Genomic DNA, 1,398 nt, shown 5'->3' with positions numbered 1-1,398 from the left:
ACTCCTGGGCTGTACTCCGACACCGTGAGTGAGCTCGTCGCGAGCATCTGCAATCACAACGAAAACTAGCCCCCACATCCCTGAAGGATCACGAAACGGTTACACCACTCCACGGGACTTGACCCATCACTCTGAGCCACGCGTCTGGGTGAGCATGAGCGCACGCGTCATGGAGGCGCTTCACAATCGAGGGGTACGAGGATGTCGAAAAGCACACGTGGAACACCACGTCAGCTGATCAAGGCGCTGGTCGGGGGCGCGGTGGCGGTGGGACTGCTGGTTCCGGGGGCCGCTGCACATGCAGCGTGGAGTCAGGTGTACTCCAACAGCAGCGCGAAACAGGAGACCTGGTACGGACCGACCCTTGCCGGATCGATAACCGGAACGCGCACATCGATCTCTGGGTATATCCCAGGCAAGAACGCCATCACCTGGGCTCGAACAGGTACTGGCACCTCGGCCTACACCGGTTCCTCGAGTGGACTCGTGTCCCAAATTGACCATCCCGCTCGAAGCGCCCGCAGTACCGGCAAATGGCGTCTTGTGATCGACCCCACCGACCCGGGCACGATCAAGCTCGACATTTCCCGAAATGGCACCGGCACGGGCCCAATGCGCACCGCCGACACGTCGTCGGATGACCTGCGCATGCTCGACACGCTCCCGACGAGCCGGGATACGCGACTTGCTGGTTAAGCTGACGGGCTGAGCGAGACGGTCGACCTGGATTCACTGAGGGTCCTGGGGAAGGTCGGGTCGGCGACTTACGCGGCTGGATCATCTCTTGACGGAGGTGTTGCGCTCGTCGCCGTCCTCCCGGGTGGGGTTTCGGCGGTTGCGGTCGCAACTCCGGAGCAATTCGCCGCTCAGGGGCTCGGCATCAGCGTCAGCACCCCGGCGGTCGACGCCGCACCCGTCTATCTCATCCCGGACTTCGCGGCGGCAGGTGATCGCGGGAGCGTCGAGAAGGTCGGCACGAACCTTGTCGTGGAAGCCCCGAAGGGGCAGAGCCGACGGGCTGCGGAAACTTACATCAGCCTGGGAGACGAGTTCGCGTTGCTCCGGGTACCGGACGCTGGACTCGAATGACTCGTTCAGTGAGAGGTCATCGCCGGGGCTCCCCCTGGCGGTGGCCTCTCGGTCTGGGACTCCTGCTGATCGCGCTGACGAGGTGCACTGCCTCGGACCTGCCGAGCAGCCCTCCCCATACCCCCGTCGCCTCACCAGCAGCCGTCGCCGCCAACGAACTGTTCTCCGTTCTGGACTCGCCGCAAGTAGTGCCCCGTAGAGTGGTGTAACGATCCCGGCCAGTAAACGTCAGCGTGGCCACCGGGATCTTCCTTCGAGGAAACTCTCACATCCCACTCGAAAGGCGTCACACCGATGACCACTCCCTCT

At 63.4% G+C, this 1,398-nt stretch carries 1 protein-coding gene; it reads left to right on the top strand.

Going from position 1 to position 1,398, the window contains the following annotated elements:
- The first annotated feature begins 201 nt into the window (after nucleotides 1–201).
- A complete protein-coding gene (locus NH287_RS15030; protein ID WP_253036254.1) occupies nucleotides 202–696 on the top strand; it encodes a hypothetical protein in 495 nt (164 codons plus the stop codon).
- The last annotated feature ends 702 nt before the right edge of the window (nucleotides 697–1,398 follow it).

It is taken from the genome of Microbacterium sp. CnD16-F (genome assembly GCF_024124465.1).
GTDB classification, from domain to species: Bacteria; Actinomycetota; Actinomycetes; order Actinomycetales; family Microbacteriaceae; genus Microbacterium; species Microbacterium gawkjiense.
Note: the sequence above shows the minus strand (reverse complement) of the source record. Positions and strands in the feature narration are given on the sequence as shown.

Coding starts and splice junctions, on each gene's coding strand:
- NH287_RS15030 (WP_253036254.1), top strand. CDS start 202: ATGTCGAAAAGCACACGTGGAACACCACGTCAGCTGATCAAGGCGCTG.